Below are 16,147 nucleotides of genomic sequence, written 5' to 3' on the forward strand. Positions count from 1 at the left end.
GTGGGCGGGGCCGGTTTTCGGGGACGGCGGAGCGCGTGGCGCCCGGCCTTCCCCGGCGAGCGCGCGCCCGAAGTGACGCCCCGTCGGCACCCTCGACCCGCGATGACGACCCGCCGCTGTGCGGAGCCACCGTCCGTTGACGTTCTCGTCAAACGTCCGTGGAGGCCCCGCTGGAAGACTCCAGCGGGGCCTCCATATTTCAATTCCTATCACCCTCGAAGGTGGGTTGGCTACTCCGGTGAGATTCGCTGAATAACCGGGTTTTCCGACAATCCAGGAATCTCCGCGACCAACCGCGAATGCGCTTCCCGAAGGAAACTAAGCACTTCACCCACGAGCTCTTCACGTTCCACGGCTCCGCGCATTGGATGCTTCGATGAACTCACCGCAACCAGATCGCCATCTTGGCACAGATGAATCACCTCTTCGCTTTCAGTGAAACCGAATGCGGCATCTTCACCTGACGAAATGCGCTTCACCGCACCAGAGAGAGACAAGGCCAGGTCGACGAGAGTCACAAATCTCTTCTTTGAGACGATCTCAACGTCGCCAACCATCAGTTCGAAAGTCACCCCAAAGCACTTGTAGCGGAGGTCCATTTCGCTGATTGCGGCCGGATCGCCCCGCTTGGCAGCGTCCCAGGTCTTGGTCCAGGCTGAACCCGACTCCGGGAGACAGAAGGAGAGTTGAATCACGCTTTTCCTCGCTTGCTAATCACTAGTACGGAAATGCCGTCACGACTTTTCCTTCGTTAACGATTACGCGGACACCCGTTAGCTCTCCTCCACCATTCGCCGGGCCCGCCCTCCCGACAGTATTGCCGAAATCCCACTCATAGATTTGACCAGGCCGCGCCTCGCCTGTAACAGGGTCCGGCGTATTAGGCTTCGGCGTTCCCCGGTTAATAGTGTCGGCTATTCGCTGGCGAACGTGCTTCGCCTTACCGGTGAAGATCCCAGCGGCATCGTCCACCAGTGCACCTCCAGGCCGGTGACGGTCCACGATGTGCTGCCAGTCCCCGTTTTCCAGCGCCGCGGTTCCACACAGGCCATCCGAATTGTGCACCAGGACCGGCGTCTCGCCCGCCAGCACATAGTACGTGTGGATGCCCTCAATAGTGAGGTTGTAGGTCGTCGCATTCTCGGTGTAGTGGCGCGTGCCGACCACGGATACGACGTCTCCGCTGTCCGTCCGCAGTTCCATGCCATGCTGGAGCTCGCCCGCTTCAATCCATTTTTTCTCTGTTTCCACCCAGAAGGGGTGTTCATGTGTTGCCGTGATCTCCTCTTCACCCTTGTGCGTGGAGAGGGTAATGGCAACGAAATGCTTATCATCCTCGGTGATGATAGTGGCGGTAACTTCGCGCGGTGAGCTCTCCCCCGTGAGCGGATCGGTTGCTAGTACCTTGTCACCGGTTTGCACATCCTCGATGGCCTTGGACGACCCGCCCGCCATCAGGATTAGAGTCCCCGCAAGGAAGCACTTTCTACATCTGGAGAATACTTCCTGGAGTTTCCCGAGTACCTTCTCCAGCGCCTTAGACGTACCCTTCGCCGTCTTGGCGCCGGGAAGATCGGCGAGGGCCCAACCGCACGAGGATAGCTTCTCTCCGTTCCAACATTCCTCCCAGGATTGACTATCCGGCATAGTGAACTCGTGGATTACCCCTTTACCTTGGTCAAGGAACCCCATGGTGTCTCGCTGGCAAGTGCCACCTACTGTGCAGAATTCCCTATCGGCAGCCGGCGTGAAGAACCATTTGACGAACCCTAGGATCTTGTCGCCGATACTTGGGATGTTTGACCCGACGGGTGAAGGGGGCGGGGCGGAGTCTTCCTTGGGCTTGGGCTTGGGCTTGGGCTTGGGCTTGCTTCCGCCGACGGGGTACCGGATGTTGCAGGCTTCGTCCGCGCACTGCTCCAGGAGACCTGAGGGGTCGGAGAAGGTGGTGGGATTGTTGCTGCTGTAGCTGTAGCCATTTATCTGTTGGGGGCTGGAGAGATCCATGATCGGGTCAGCGGAGATGAACCGGCCGATCGTCGGGTCGTATTCTCGGGCGCCTAGGTGGACAAGACCTGTGGTGTCGGTGTTGTCGGTGCCGCCGACGTAGCCCTTCGTTCCTGGCCAGGTGCCGGTCGCGTTGCCTCGAGGGCCGCCGAAGGGCAGGGTGCGACGCTCGGAGAGTTCCAAGGTGTCGGCGGTGATGGCCAGTTGGCCGGTGCCGAGGTGGTCGGCGACGGTGAAGGAGATCTTTCCGTTGTCGGTCTGGACGGCTTGGCTTCCATTGCCGAGGTCGAGGTATCGGGTGGCTGTCGGCTGACTGCCGTTCTTGGGCAGGACGAGCTCGGTGTTGCCGACGGTGAGCGTGGTGCGGTCCGGTCCGCGTTCGATCAGTCGGTTGCCTTCGGCGTCGTAGAGGTACTCGGTGATGTCGTCGGGTTTTCCTTCGACGGGTTGCGCGATCTTGCTCAGGTGTCCCTCGGGGTCCCAGGTCAGCTTCTGGCGATCGCCTCGTATGAGCCGCTCGGTGGTGTTTCCGTTGGCGTCGTAGGCGTAGCTGGTCCGGGATGTGCCGTGTGGGCCGGCCTCGTTGACTTCGGTGAGGGTGTGGGGCTGAGAGATGCCGGCCTGGGGGTAGGTGTAAACGCGCTTGGTGTCCTTGGTGCTTTCACCGCTCAGATCGTGCAGGGTCTCGGAGGTGCGGTTGCCGGTCTTGTCGTAGGCGTAGGAGTGCCAGTAGGGAGCGACACCACCAGTCACTTCCTGAGAGGCCTGGTCGGCACAGGTGGTGTCGGCCTCTGTCCATGCTTCACTCAAACGCCTCAGGTGGTCGTAGGTGAAGCATTGAGTGTCGGTGCCGGCTCGCGAGGTGCCGGCTACGGAGAGGACGTTGCCGGCTTGGTCGTAGCTGTAGGTGTTGCTGCGGTCGACCCCGACAGCGTTCTCGCGGTCGACGCGTGAGCTGGCCAGGCGTTGAGTCCCGCGCTCGTAGCTGTTGGTGATTTGGGCCTTTTGGGAGCCGGCGGCGGTGGAGGAGTAGGTGCTGATGAGCGGTTTGCCGAGGTGGCTGTAGGTGGTGTTGGTGCGGAAGCCATCACCTAGTAGGGCAATGGGCCGTTGCACCTCGTCGTAGGTGTAGGCGTAGGAACCGCCGGGCAGGGAGCCGGCGGCCGAGTAGGAAACGCCAGCGATGGCGCCGTTGGGCTTGTACTGCGTGCTGGCCGAGTAGGTCCCTTGAAGGGCTTTCTCGGATGCGGGAATGACGATGGCGGTGCGAAGCGGACGGTAGAGCGGGTCGTACTGCGTGATACGGCTGGTGTACGCGTTGCCGTCGACGTACCGAGTCGAGGAAGTGAGCTGGCCCTTGGCTCCGGCGATGGTGTCGTAGAGCCAGGAGACACGCAGGTTGCCGGTGGCGTCGCCGTCGCGCAGCTCGGTTTGTCGGCCGAGCTGGTCGTATACCCGGTAAAGGGTGTCCCCGTTGGCGTCCTTGGTGGTGAGCAGACGGTCGCGCGCGTCATAGGTGGAGGTGGTGGTTCCGGTGTCTGGGTCAGTTTTCTTCGTCTGGTTGCCGCGGAGGTCGTAGGTGTAGGTCCACTGATTGCCTGCGGGGTCGGTTACCTTGCTCAGTTCACCGGAGGGGGTGTGGGTGTAGGTGGTGGTGTCGTATTCGCCTGCGCTGGTGTTGCGGCTGTGGTGCTGGCGCAGTTCGGTGGTGCGGCCGCGTGCATCGGTGAGGGTGGTGGCGGCGTTTGCGCCGATCGGAGGGATGACCGTGGTGCGATCGCCTCCGTGGATGGTCTCGATGGTGCCGAGGACTTTGCCGGGTTCCGCGTTGCCGGCGATGTGGCGCGATTCGGTCTCGCGGTTGAGCCCGTCGTAGGTGTGGTGCATCTGCGATTCGACACTGCGAGCTTCGTCGGGCTTGAAGAGCTCACCATCGCTAGCTTCGACGGTGTAGTAGGGCTCGAATGTCGCTCTCTTCAGGCCGCGTTCGTCGTAGAAGGTGTCGCTCAGCAGGCGGCCGCCGTCGGGGCCGGGGGCCTGGGTCTGACGGGGGCGGAGCAGTCCGTCGTAGAGCTCATAGGTGGCAGCTTGTTTGCCGTCGGTGTCCAGGGTGCTGGTGCGGACGGTTGCGATCTTTCCCTCTTCGATCCGGTAGTCGAAGTCGTAGTGGGGGGCCTGTCCGGTCTTTCGGTCGGGCAGCCAGATCTTGTCGGCGCGGCCGAGGGCGTCATAGGTGAAGTTCTTGGTCTTGCCGTTGGTGTCCTTCTGGCTGGTCGGCTCGCCGCGTAGCGGGTCGAACGTGGTGGTGGTGGTCTGGGCGGAAGCTGCGTCTCCGGCGCGGGCAGGTGGGGTGGTGGTGGTGACTGTGGTGGCTATGCCGGTTGCGGGGGTGTAAAAGGTGGTCTTGGTCAGTCCGTCCTTGCGGATGGTGCGTGTGGGGGTGCCGCTCTCGGTGACAGCTACGTCCGCGCTGATGTCAGTGGCGGTGAGCTGGCGTCCGTGGGAGTCGTAGGTCGTTGCCGCCTCTTGGTAGGTGGCCGTGGTCCCGTTATGTCCGGCGATGGAGGCAACCGTCGTGGGGTCGCCCTTGGTAGGTGCTGCGCCGTAGCCGAGGCCGTCGTAGGCGGTTCGCGTGTCGGCCATGACGTGCTTGCTGCGGTCAGGAGTGGTTCCGCAGGCAACGGCGACGGTCTCCACGCGCGAGGGAAGCGTGAGGATGTTGCTCTCGGTGTTGGTGGCGTACGTTGTGCGGGTGCACTGGTCGTCGCTGGTGGTGGCGGTGTCGCCCTGGTCGTCGATCTTGGTGACGCGGCCGGCGACCGTGTCGTAGGTGGTGGCGGTCACCGTGGTGCGCCACTTCTGGCCGGCCCCGTTGTCGAGGGAGGTCCAGGACTTGGTGTGGGAGGTGCCGGTGAAGTTGGCGGTGATGGTTCCCCAGTCGCGCTTCTTCTTCGCCGTCTCGTGGTGCCAGGGTCGGTCCACCGTCTTGTGAAGGATCTTGCCGCCGGGGCCCGAGAAGGTCACGGTCTTGTAGGCGTGCCCGGCTGCCGACTCGTGGTCGGTGATGGGGTCTCCCTCGCCTTCGCCGAGGGAGACGGTCACTTTCTTGGTGTCGGTGCTCTCCTTGTCCTTACTGGTGCGGTCACCGTCCATGCCGCGCAGGAAGTAGGTGTCCTCCTGGGTCTTCACCGCGGAGGCGCCGCCCTCGCCGCCGGTCTTGGTGCGGACGTGGCCGTAGCCGCGCCACTGGGCCCAGGTCTTGTACTTCTCCTTGGTCAGGCCCTCGTCGTCGTCGAAGTGCCAGGCGGCGTCGCCGAGGTACTCGTAGGCGGTGACGGCGTCAGGGGCGCCGCCGGTGCGGTCGCGAGCGGTGACAGAGGTGACGACGTACTTGTTGAACCAGTGGGTTTCGACGGGTTCGGTGTCGGAGCCGCCGAGCATCTGGGGAAAGCAGCGGGTGGTGTTGGTCTGGGGCTTGGGGGTGGAGGTGTGCGAGCAGACGGGGGCGGAGTAACCGACGTCTGTCTGTCCGCCGTACTCGTCCGCGATGGTCGACAGGCGTGCCTTGACGTAAGGGGCGTAGCCATCGCCGGTCTTGTCGAGACGGTTTTCGAGCTGGGTGTAGGCGAAGGTGGTCTTCGGCAGGGTGACCGGGGTGTCGGCGGTATGGCCGGTGCGCTGGATGGAGTCCAGGAGGAGCTGGTAATCGATGTCGGCCTGGCCCCAGCGATGACCGAGCTTCCAGGAGTCGACCTTCTCGTAGCCGCTGCCGTTGAGGACCTGAGTCGTGACCTCGGTGAGGCGCTTCCGGGTCCAGAAGGTGGGTGCGAGGCGTCCCTTGTCACAGTCGCTCGCCTCCGGGCAGTTCATGTCCCAGGGCGTGTCGTACCAGTAGAAGGAGTCCTCCGATATGGAGGAGCAGTCGGTGCTGCTGTTCGGGATGCAGCGCTCGGAGCTGGTGAAGTCGACCTTGGCCAGCGCCTTGGTGCCGTATATCGAGTCGGACTTGAGGCCGTACTCGATGCGGTCGAGGTAGCCGCCGCGGACGTAGCGGGTGTTGTCCTTGGGCTCAAGGTTGCGGCCGTAGGAGTTCTTCTCCTGGTCGTAGTAGTAGGCGATGGCGTTGCCGTGGGTGTCGACGGCGTAATCGAGGTTCCAGCGCCAAGCTTGCTGGCACCAGGAGTCCTTGAACGTGGACTTGTGACATTCCTCGCCAGCGTCGTCGCCGTAGACGGGGACGGTCCAGGTCGAGTCGGTGGTTTCTTTGCCGTCGGCCCAGCCGGGGAGGCGGTTGTAGCCGAAGTAGAAGCGGTTGCCCGTCGGGTCGGTGACGCGCCAGTACTCGCCGTCGTTGTCGCCGTTGCCGCGGTTGGTGGACCGCAGTCGGGTGACGAGGGTGCCGTCGTCGTCCTGGAGTTTGAACTCGTCCTTGGTGCCTGTGGGGACGAGTTCGCCGCCCTTGCCGTTGAAGGTGATGAAGGCGTTGTCGTAGCCCCAGCACAGGTCGCCGGGCTTGTTGACGCCGTCGTCGGCTTTCTGGCCGTCGTCGGCGCACGCCTTGTAGCGGCGTTCGATGGAGCCGGGCCAGTATTCGAAGCCGTCGCCGGCCCAGGAGGACTGGTTGTTGCTGTTGCCTGTGCGGCCGTCGATCGTGCCTGAGGAGTAGGAGAGTCCCACCTGGGGGGTCATGTCGCCGGGGACCGAGGGCACAGGGAAGCCGTAGGACCAGCTGAAGTCACCGGTGTTGAGGTTGGTGCTCCAGGTGGAGGAGGCGGCCAGCGGGGTGGCCTTGTAATCGCCTGTCTCTCCCTCGTCGTCGGCGACAGCGGCGAGGATGGTGGGCGATCCCGCTCGGACGGTGACGGCTGGTGCGGTGAGGGTGCGTGTCTCGGTGTCGTTCTGCGTGCTAACGGGAGTCGGGTCCGGGCAGTCACTCTTGCCGGGTGCTTCCAGGACACAGGCGGGAAGCTCCACCAGGGTCAGGCGAGCCCCGTATCCACCGCCGTATCCCTCGGCGAACGAGGAGTAGTCCAGGGAGGCGCCGACGGTGCCGTCGCTCTTGGCGTCGGAGGCCTCGACGGTGAACAGGACACCGTCGACGCCGGCCTTTTCCGCGGCGGACCGGGAGAGCACCCGGGCTTCGAAGGAGCCTCCGGTGGCGGTCTTACTTGTCTGCTCGCTGGCCGTGTTCAGGCGCAGGGGCAAGCCCTTTGCCTTGACCGGTGCGCCGGCACTTTTGCTGGGCTGCTGGAGAGTGACCACTGCGGCGCCGGCCTGTGGCCATTCGGCTGCCGGAGCCTCGAAAGGTGTCTTGGGCCCCTTTTCGACCGTTCGGGCGAGGACCTTCTTGGCCGAGGTGCCGTCGACGGGCTTGTCCGGCTCCACCGCGCCGGGCAGTTTCTGGCCGGCCTCGGCCGGGGCGGCCACGATGGCTTGAAGGAGGGTCGCGGTCATGACCGCGGAGGTCACCAAGGCGACTCTTCGCCGCAGAGCTGATACGCGCCGTGAGCGCGTTCGGGCATGCATAAGACCTTCTCGATTCTCATCGGATGGTGAGCCGCGGAGAGGCGGACACCGGAAAGGGGCAGCAGATGCGGAAAGGTGACTGCCTTCCCCCTGTGCGACCGGATGGGTACCGGCCGCACAGGGGAAGCGGGTCAGGTGTTAGTCGCCGGGCACGACGGTCGGGATGTCGTAGATGCTGGCGGCGAGCTTGGCGACCTGGTCCTCGTCCAGTACTCCCTGGAAGAGCCAGGTGTCGTCGACCAGACCGGGGAAGCGGCCGGCGTCCGAGCCGTCGTGGGCGGAGCGTCCGATCTGGAGCGATGTCGCCTTGAAGGTGAGGGCGTTCTCCGCCCACGGCACCAGGTCCTCGCAGGAAGCGTTGTCCCCGTCGCCGTCCCCGTCGGCGTCCGCACAGGCGATCTCGGTCAGCAGGCCGTTGACGTACAGGCGGGCCTCACGCTTGAACCCGTCGTAGGTCAGGGTCAGGTGATTCCAGAGGCCGACGTCATAGAACTCACCCGCCTGCACCCTCACCACGGTCGCCTGGGTGGTGTCCTCCTCGCCGATCTTCAGTTCCCAGTGACCGGGACCGTTGTCGGGCGAGACGGGGTCAGGCACGTAGCCAACGGTGAAGGCTCCACGCTTGGTGCCGTCGGCGCTGGCCAGGGTGACGGGCTTCTCCGGCGTCGCCGAGGCCTGTGCCCAGGTAGCGAAGGTGAAGCTGCCTGTGGTGTCGACAGGGACGGCGTTGAGCGACGCGTAACCGCTCGTCCCGTCCAGGACCAGTGCCCCCAGCTCGCCGAGCGTCTCGGTCGCTCCCGCGAACTCGTCGAGACTCGCTCCTCCGTTGAGCGTCAGAGCGGCACCCTTGGCAACCTCGTTGGGCGTGGTGGCCGGGCTGGTGCTCGTGGCGGTGTCGTACTTCCAGCGGGCCTTGACCAGGGGCCGCTGCTTGTAGACCTGCTGCACTTCCTCCGCGGAGACGGTGCGGTCGAAGAGCCGGACGTCGTCGATGGTGCCCGGGAAGTGGTTGTCGACCGCGCCGCTGTACTGCCCGGCGCCGATGAACATCGACTGGTCGGCGTAGAAGGCCCCGTCGAGCGGAGTGCTGCCGGCCTTCGTGCCGTTGACGTAGAGCGTCAGCGTGTTGGCGACGACGTCGTGCACGCCGGCGAGATGCACCCAGGTGTCGTCCCGGTACTCGTACTCGTCGGGCTGCATGGCGCGGATGACCTTGGCATCGGCGGAGTCGGAAGAGTACTGGTTGAACGCCCAGCGCTTGTGGGCCTCGGAGTAGTAGAGCTCGAAACCGGGCCGCTCCCGCCCGGCCTGGGCTGCGATGATCGCCGCCTTGGTCGGCTTCTTGTCGAGTTTGGCCCAGGTCATCACCGCGAAGCTGCGGGAGGTGTTGACGTGGGGGCCGCTGGTCTTGCCGATGCGGCCGTACCCGTTTGTGCCGTTGAAGCGGGCGGCTGTACCGGCCACGCCCTCCACTCCCGTAGTCACGCCGCCGTGGAAGTCGGCCGGCAGCACCCCGCCCTGGCCCCGTAGGCCCTTGGCCAGAGCAGTGGACTCGACGGTGTCGTCCATCTCGAAGACAGCGGTGGCAGGACGTCCGGGATCACCGACCCGCTCGTGGCGGCCGAGCTTGCCCACCTCGTTGGCAGTGATCCGCTTGTCGAAGATCTGTACCTGGTCGATGGCGCCGGGGAAGAAACTGCCGGCCTTGCCGCCATGGGAGGCGGCCCCCAACACCAGGCCGCGACGCGCGTTCCAGGCCGAAGGGAGATCCGCCTGCCCGACCTGCTGTCCGTCGACGTACAGCTCGATGAAGCGCTCCGAGCCGTTGTAGGAGCCGACCAGGTGCTGCCATTCTCCCACCTTGACCCCGCCGGGCTGCGGAGCCATGGCACGAACGATCTTGGCATCCGGGGTGTCCGACTCGTACTGGTTGAAGATCCAGCGTTCGTAGGCGGACGAATAGTAGAGCTCGAAGCCCGGCCGGTTGTTGCCGGGTTGCATCGCCACCGTCGCGGTGCTGGTGGGCATCTTGGAGAGCTTCACCCATGCGGAGACGGTGAAGCCCCGGTCGGTGTCCACCACCGAGATGTCCGACTGCGCGTAATCGTCCACGCCGTCGAATTCGATCGCGGAGCCCTTGGCGCCCTGAAGGCCGTACTGCGGCTCACCCTGCACTTCCAGCACACGGTCGGGGGTCGACCCCTGTGCAGCCTGGACTCCCGCGCCTTCGTCCAGTTGCCAGGTTGCTCGCTCAGGCTGGCCGGCCTTCACCCGGAACAGGTAGGTGTATGTCTCGCTGGCGCGGCCGGAGGCGTCGATGGCCTTGGCGGTGAGTATGTTCGTGCCCGGGTCGGAAGGCAGCATCTTCACCACCTGGGCGGCGCCCTTCGACGTCGTCACGCTGTTCTTCGAGGAGGGATCGGCGTTGATGCCGTACCAGTACTTCACCACGTCGGTGTCGGCGCCCTTGATGGTGAAGTTCCCGTACTGGCCCACTCCGTCGAAGGGCGTGTCCAGAGGGTCCTGCGGATCGGAGGGCGGGTACTCGGGGGAGGTGATGGTGGGAGCCTTCGGCTCCTTGGTGTCGTGGACGAAGTAGCATCCCGTGGCATCTCCGGCGTGTGACCACGGTGAGTACTGCGCTCCGTCGTAGGCTCGCGCGTACCAGTGGATCTGCTTGTTCTCGGGGATGCTCTTGGGGAGGCCGATCGTGAAACTCGACCCTGACTTCGCCGACGACGTACGTGCGGGTGACCAGCGAGCGATCAGGCCTTTGCCGTCTCCCGCGTCCCACTTGGCCTGAAACTGCACGGAGACTGGGTCGCCGTCAGGGTCGGTAACGTTGTTGGCCCTAATGGTCCCCAGGGTGCGAACCCGGGCCGCGCTGGCCGGCTTCTTGCAGGTACCGCCGTACTCCATCACCAGCTGCGACATCTTCACCTGCGGCGGCGGGCGGTTGTACGTCACCCGCAGGTGGGCCTTGTCGGAGAACCGCTTCCAGGCATACGCGTCACTCTCGCTGGCCGCGCGCAGCCCGAACGTCATGGTTGAGTCCTTGCTGTTGGCCGCCGACTGAACGGCCGACTTCACATTGAACTCCGCGTCCTTGGCGCCACAGCCGCTGTAGCCGTAGGCGAACGACTCCGTGGCGAGCTTCTTGATCCAGAAACCTGATGCCTTCTGGGTGTTCCACGTCGTCGAGGAAGAGATGCCCTTCGTCTCCCACAGCTCGACGGCCTTCTTCGTGCAGGACGCCGAGTGCGTGTTACGCACGACGAACTCGGCCGAGAGGATCGACTTGCCGGCGAACTTCGAGACCGGCACGCGGTAGAAGAGCCGCTTCGTGTCTCCCGGATTGCAGGTCATCCAGTTGCAGTAGCCCATCCCGGCGTCGGAGGCTCCGTTGAACTTCCACTGCGGGCTGCTCGCCCAGTAGTCCGAGGCCATCGTCCAAGCGGTGGCCTGCGGCGAGGACCACTGCGGGTCGATGAAGACCGGATATGCGGTGTCCTCGCCCTTGAGGACGTCCTCGTCCGGCGTCAGCACAAGCTCGTCCTGATCCGCCCCGACCTCAACCGCCACCGGAGCCAGCTTGCCGGATTCTCCCGCGCCCGGCTCCTGCGAGGACGCCTCCGACGCTCTCGTCCTGGCGGCTCCCTCGAGGGGCGTACCGGGGCTGGAGTCCCACATCATCGGCTTCGGGGCTTCGAAGACCGCTCCCCCCGACCCCCGGTCGACGGCCGTGAGGCCGCCTTCCGCGGACTTCCTGAGCTCCAGTCCCTCCCCCGCCAGCTTCATCCTCAGCTCTTCCAGGGCTGGGCTATGCGCCGCCTCGGCTGACTTCACCACGAGCAACTGTGTGAAGCCGTCTTCCTGAGCCGTCATGCGCAGATCCACATCAGGCAGCACCGACGGATACGTCGCCACCGCACCGGAGAGAACAGGCTTGGGCAACGTTGTCGGCCACGACAGACTCATCGACCGCCCCGACCGCGTCATCCGCACCAACGGCGCCTCTTCGCCACCACCGGAGAAGACAAGCCCCACCGTCGACGCCTTCGGTGCCACACCACCGTCAGTAGTCCGCAGGCCGGTGTCCACGGCCTCCCAGCCTCCGTTGAGGCGAGTCCAGACCGGCCGCAGGTACTCGCGCGCCTCCAGATCCCCATCTGGAGTGACATACACCTCGCTGCTCTCACTGCGCAGCGCGACTACCTCCACCGGTTCACCGGAGGCCTTCGCGCGAGCGCGGGCCTCCTCTTCGGTAACCGGTGCTGCGCCGGACGCCGCCGCGGGCGCGGGCTCGCCCGACGGCGCGTCGGCAAGCGCCAGACCAGTGGTGGCAGGACTCAACCCCGCAACCAGCGAAACCCCCAGAGACAGGACGACCGCTCTCGCCCTCGCGGTCCGCCCCCACCTTCCACCCATGCTTCCCCCACAAGATGTTCATATTCTTCTCATGTAATGAACATCCCAAGGAGTTGCCAAGTCAACGATCACGAAACGGACCTCTCCCCCACAGCAGCCAAGATCCCGCTGTGACAATGGCCACCCAACGTCATCGTTGCCAACTCTAGGTTCTTTGCGATCCATCACCTCATCGATACCTTGCGCAAACGCGCGACCACCATCGCGCTTCTGCTCATACCGAGCGGCATGATCGGTGCTGTCGCCGCTCGGAACCGATCGTCCCGGGCATCGAGCTCGGGAGTGTGGCCCGAGAATGTGGTGCAGACCAGCCCCACCTCGCCACAGCTGTTAGGTCCTCTCGCTCTGCGAGCAGTGTCGGATCGCCGGTGGTGAGGCGGGCGCCGTGATGCTGAGCGTGTGCTGGAACCGCCGCTCTGTCCGATGGCCGCCGAAGCTCGTGCCACTCTGCCGCCCGAGGGCTGGCCCGGCTCGATGTTCTGGCAGCAGAAGCTGGACGGATACCGGGTCATCGTCTACGTCAGGCGCGGGAGGCTGTACCTCCAGTCCCGGAGCGGAGCGGACCTGACGTCCCACTTCCCCGAACTTCAGGCCGCTGCCGCCGACATCGGCGAGGACTTGGTCCTGGACGGTGAGCTGGTGGTGCTGTACGAAGGCCGCCTCGACTTCGCTGCCCTGCAGCAGCGTGCCCGGCTCGGCGGCTTCCGGGCACGCTCCGTCGCCCGGGTCCGGCCGGCGCACGTCGTGACGTTCGACCTGCTGGAGGCCGACGGCGAGGAACTGCTCGCGATGCCGTACCGGGATCGGTGGGCCCGCTTGGAGACCCTCTTCACCGGGCGAAAGCTGGCGGGCCGGTGGGCGCTGGCGGGCTCGACGCTCCACCGCCAGGAGGCGCTGGCCTGGATGGACCCGGCCTGGGGCCGTGTCGGTATCGAGGGCGTGGTCGCGAAACCGGCCGCCGGCCGCTACCGGCCCGGCAAAGGGGGCTGGTGGAAGGTCCGGTCCCGGCAGACGGCCGAAGCCATCGTCGGCGCCGCCACGGGGAAGGTGGCGGCGCCCGACACTCTGCTGCTGGGGCGGTACGACGCGGAGGGACAGCTGCGGATGGTCGCCCGCACGAAGCCGCTCTCGGCGACCGTCCGGCGGGAACTCGGCGAGCTCCTCGCCCCGGCAGGGCCCGACCACCCCTGGACCGGCGTCCAGTTCAGCTCAGCATGGGGAGCGAGGGCTCCGTTGGTACACGCCCCGGTCGAGCCGGTCTTCGTCGCGGAGTTCGCCGGCGACACCTCCGTGGACGATGCGGGCCGGTACCGGCATCCCGTCGACTACGTACGGCTGCGCGGGGACCTCGCCCCGGGTACGGTGCCGCCTCTGGCCTGACCGTCAACGGCCAAGCCGGTACCGGAGCACCCGGGAACGGGCCTGCTGGGCCGGAAGCCCCAGCCCCGCAGCGACGGCCTCGTCCTCCAGGCCGTCGGCCTGCAGGTTGTGGGCGGCAGCACGAGCGGTGCGGGCGGTGAGCCACTCCAGCGCGGCCACAGCCCGCAGAGCGGTAAGCGGTTCGGAATCGGTGAGGTCCGCGAGTCCCGCGCCGAACTGCTCGATCATCCCCAACAGCTCCGGGGGAACAACGGCAGCCGCAGCGTCGACCTCATCGATGTGCTGCTCCCAGTCCTCCAGCGGGCGGGACTCGTCCGTCAGCGCGGCCCCGTCGACCGCGACCTGGCCCCAGTCGATGGGGTGCACCCCGACCGCACGCCAGCCACACGAGCAGTACGCCCGCATCCCCTCCGCGAGCGGCCGCCGGCCCTTCCCGTCGTACGCCCACCACTCCCGTGTTGACGGCACGTGGCCGCTGGAGCCCGTGTCGAAGTACTGGGGCTTCGGCTCCGCCCCGCCGGGCAGCGCGGCTCCGGCGTACCCCTCGTGTGCGTCCCCGTACTGCTCGCTCTGCCATCCCATGCTGCTCCTCCGACCGCGATCGTGCCTATGAAAGGAGGATGGCCGCTCCAGAAGTACTACCCGGACGAATCAGTGAAAGATTGCCCGGATCAGGGACGGGTGACCGCTCCCGCTCACGGCCAACCTCCACGACCGGCTGCGGTACGTGCGGGACGTGGAAGGGCACGGCTGGCACATCGAACGCCTCGCGCCGTGAGCCGCGAGCGGGCGTCACCCGGCGCTGGGGCCGAAGGCGGCCCACGCTCCGAGCGCGAAACCTCCGCCCGCCCGGCGCACCTCCAGCGCGCCCGGGCCGCCGAAGTGCCCCGGGACGAGCAGTGCGCGTTCGTCGGCGGCGCGGGCGAGGACTCGGCGGCGGCTGCGGGCCGCCTGCCCGGGGTCCAGGCAGGAATTGCTGTGATGGCAAGGGGCGACGATCTGCACGGGGCTGTGCACCAGGTCCCCGACGAAGACGGCCCGGTCACCGCCGGACACCAGCCGCGCCACCGACGAGCCCGGCGTGTGCCCCGGAGCCGACTCCAGCGTGAGGAAGTCGTTGACGCGGTGGGTGCCCTCCCAGAGCAGGGACTGCCCGGCGCGGTGAACGGGCGCGATGCTGTCCTCGTAGACCAGGCGGTCGGCCGGCTGCCGACCGTGACCGTAACCCTGGTCGGGGCCGTAGTGGGCGTCGTTGGCGGCCGGGATGAGGTAGGTGGCGTGGGGGAAACTGGGCACCCACGTACCGCCCGCGTCGACCGTGTTCCAGCCCACGTGATCCACGTGCAGATGCGTGTTGACCACGAAATCGACACTGTCCGGAGGCACCCCCGCCTCGCCGAGCAGGGCGAGCAGCCTGCTGCTGCCCCGGTGGAACGGCCCCATGCCGGGTCGGTCACGGTCGTGACCCACCCCCGTGTCGATCACGATCGTCTGCCCGCCGCCCCGCAGCACCCAGGACTGCAACGCGACCACGGTCCGGTCCTCTCCCCGCCGCCAGTGATCGGGCACCAGCCACTCGGCGTGCTCCTCCCACAACCCGGCGGGAGCCGTGGGGAACATCTCGGCGGGCGGCAGGTACGCGCCCTGCCACTCCACCACCCGGATGACCTCGACCTCACCGAGCCGGATGCGCTCGATCCTCGTCGCTCATGCGGCCGACCCTACTGACGACACGGGGAGCGCCCCGCAGCAGGCCCACGCGGAACCCCGCCGCACGAGAAGGTCCGGGTGGGCTCCGACGGCGACATCCTCGCCCCGCCGCCATCTGGGCTGCGCCCGGTCACGCCGACGGCACAGATCCGGTCGCCGTGAGCGAGAGCGGGCCAGCGGCTTTCCAGGTCGACGAGCCGTGGCAGCGGGTCGGCGCCGGCAACGAACTCACGGCGCTGCCGCTCCGGCCGGACGACCTCCGGTTCTACTGCGACAACTGGGAGAACTACCACGATGCCGTCGCCGCCCTCCGCCCATGAGCGCCCCACCCTGTCCGCAGACACCCAGGCCCTCTTGGAGAGCCCGTTCCAAGGGCCCGGGGCGCAGGCCACCCTGATCTGGCCCGAGCAGCGTGTGCGCCGGGTGGTGCTCGCTCTGCCCGTCGAGAAGGGCGGCGGGCGCAAGTACGGCCACAGCCTCGCCGAGATCGGGCGGCTCCCGGCTCACCTGCGTGACGGGACCCTCTTCGCCGCACCGACGTTCAGCGAGTCGCCCTGGCTGGTCAACCACGCGACCCGGGCCGACTGCCAGCAGGACGACCACCTCGTCCGGGTGGTCGTGCCGACCGTCCTGGCCATGCTCGGCACGCAGGCGCGGCCTCCGGTGCACCTGCTGGGATTCAGCAAGGGCGGCTTCGCCGCTCTCAACCCTGCTGACCCGGCATCCCGGCCTCTTCGCCGTCGCGAGCGTCTGGGATGCCTCACTGCTCAGCGACCGGCCGCCGCACCCGCAACTCGTGGAGGTCACCGGCAGCCCGGCGCGGCTCGACGAGTACGACGTACGGCAGAACCTGCGCCGCCACGCCCGAGCCCTCCAAGGGGCCCGCCGCGTCGCGCTCGGCGGCATCGGCACCCTGGAGGCCGACTGGACCGCCGGCCGCCGGCTCCTCGAAGCGCTCGGTATCCCCCACGACGCCTATCGGGACGCCCCGGCAGACCACCGGTGGGACACGGCGTGGCTCGCTCCCGCCCTCCAGCATCTGCTCGCCCTCGAAGCTGGCTTCCTCCCGGAGCCCAGCGCCCGGGAGGAGTGAAGG

The 16,147-nt window shown here is 66.7% G+C and carries 8 protein-coding genes and 1 pseudogene; 4 read left to right on the plus strand and 5 right to left on the minus strand.

From position 1 onward, the window contains the following. Positions 1-230: 230 nt before the first annotated feature. The 3 genes from ACFWMZ_RS16580 to ACFWMZ_RS16590 form a co-directional block, all read right to left on the minus strand. Positions 231-695, minus strand: a complete 465-nt coding sequence (locus ACFWMZ_RS16580; RefSeq protein WP_383184194.1) for a hypothetical protein — start codon at positions 693-695, stop codon at positions 231-233. A 22-nt stretch (positions 696-717) separates the two neighbouring features. Then, the gene (locus ACFWMZ_RS16585) at positions 718-7,461 is read right to left on the minus strand and encodes a polymorphic toxin-type HINT domain-containing protein (protein WP_383202216.1); all 6,744 of its coding nucleotides are present in this window, start codon (positions 7,459-7,461) and stop codon (positions 718-720) included. A gap of 210 nt (positions 7,462-7,671) precedes the next feature. Next, on the minus strand, positions 7,672-11,718 hold the full coding sequence (locus ACFWMZ_RS16590) for a LamG-like jellyroll fold domain-containing protein (RefSeq protein ID WP_383202291.1): 4,047 nt from the start codon (positions 11,716-11,718) through the stop codon (positions 7,672-7,674). Positions 11,719-12,384: 666 nt separating this feature from the next. Between ACFWMZ_RS16590 and ACFWMZ_RS16595 the strand changes: the two genes are divergently transcribed. Beyond that, positions 12,385-13,341: an ATP-dependent DNA ligase gene (locus tag ACFWMZ_RS16595; RefSeq protein ID WP_383202220.1), complete on the plus strand. Its 957-nt coding sequence runs from the start codon at positions 12,385-12,387 to the stop codon at positions 13,339-13,341. A 3-nt stretch (positions 13,342-13,344) separates the two neighbouring features. Here the strand turns inward: ACFWMZ_RS16595 and ACFWMZ_RS16600 are convergent, their stop codons facing one another. Next, a complete protein-coding gene (locus ACFWMZ_RS16600; protein WP_383202223.1) occupies positions 13,345-13,923 on the minus strand; it encodes a hypothetical protein in 579 nt (192 codons plus the stop codon). A 127-nt stretch (positions 13,924-14,050) separates the two neighbouring features. Between ACFWMZ_RS16600 and ACFWMZ_RS16605 the strand changes: the two are divergent. Then, positions 14,051-14,119: pseudogene (locus ACFWMZ_RS16605) on the plus strand (pyridoxine 5'-phosphate oxidase C-terminal domain-containing protein); the annotation flags it as partial. 14 nt (positions 14,120-14,133) lie between these two features. Here the strand turns inward: ACFWMZ_RS16605 and ACFWMZ_RS16610 are convergent. After that, on the minus strand, positions 14,134-15,000 hold the full coding sequence (locus tag ACFWMZ_RS16610) for an MBL fold metallo-hydrolase (RefSeq protein ID WP_383202226.1): 867 nt from the start codon (positions 14,998-15,000) through the stop codon (positions 14,134-14,136). Positions 15,001-15,209: 209 nt separating this feature from the next. Here ACFWMZ_RS16610 and ACFWMZ_RS16615 point away from each other — a divergent pair, with 209 nt between their 5' ends. Next, positions 15,210-15,371 carry a hypothetical protein gene (locus ACFWMZ_RS16615; RefSeq protein WP_383202230.1) on the plus strand — a complete coding sequence of 54 codons (162 nt, stop codon included), beginning with the start codon at positions 15,210-15,212 and terminating at the stop codon, positions 15,369-15,371. Positions 15,372-15,847: 476 nt separating this feature from the next. Next, the gene (locus tag ACFWMZ_RS16620) at positions 15,848-16,144 is read left to right on the plus strand and encodes a hypothetical protein (RefSeq protein WP_383202233.1); all 297 of its coding nucleotides are present in this window, start codon (positions 15,848-15,850) and stop codon (positions 16,142-16,144) included. The last annotated feature ends 3 nt before the right edge of the window (positions 16,145-16,147 follow it).

The sequence above is a fragment of the Streptomyces sp. NPDC058373 genome, assembly GCF_042723275.1.
Lineage (GTDB): Bacteria > Actinomycetota > Actinomycetes > Streptomycetales > Streptomycetaceae > Streptomyces.

Coding starts and splice junctions, on each gene's coding strand:
- ACFWMZ_RS16600 (WP_383202223.1), bottom strand. CDS start 13,923: ATGGGATGGCAGAGCGAGCAGTACGGGGACGCACACGAGGGGTACGCC.
- ACFWMZ_RS16595 (WP_383202220.1), top strand. CDS start 12,385: ATGGCCGCCGAAGCTCGTGCCACTCTGCCGCCCGAGGGCTGGCCCGGC.
- ACFWMZ_RS16585 (WP_383202216.1), bottom strand. CDS start 7,461: ATGACCGCGACCCTCCTTCAAGCCATCGTGGCCGCCCCGGCCGAGGCC.